Annotated in this window: 1 protein-coding gene; it reads right to left on the bottom strand. The window is 70.1% G+C overall.

Going from position 1 to position 271, the window contains the following annotated elements; translation table 11 throughout:
* Positions 1–271 (bottom strand): GNAT family N-acetyltransferase (locus AC0IYH_RS31670; RefSeq protein WP_471838212.1); only part of this gene is annotated, 271 nt, incomplete at both ends.

The raw sequence follows: 271 nt of genomic DNA, 5'->3' as shown, positions 1-271 counted from the left end.
GCGCAGCGCCGTCCCCTCCGCCGTGCAGCAAAGATAGGCGATCGGCCGATCGTCCAGCAGCATCAGCCACGCGCGCGCCCCATCACGATCGGCGGCGGCGAGCAGCGCGGCTGGGTCCTCCGGCAGACCAGCGTCGAGCAGCTTTTCCTGATAGGTCGTCGCCGACAGCGGCCGGGCAAGCGCGTGGAACACCGCGATGCCGTCCCGGTCGCGATAGCGACGCATGTCGAGCCGGCCTTCGCCTGCCAGCTTCCTGCCCTTGCGCTTCAAC

Source organism: Pseudomonas sp. AC463, from assembly GCF_979253585.1.
Note: the sequence above shows the minus strand (reverse complement) of the source record. Positions and strands in the feature narration are given on the sequence as shown.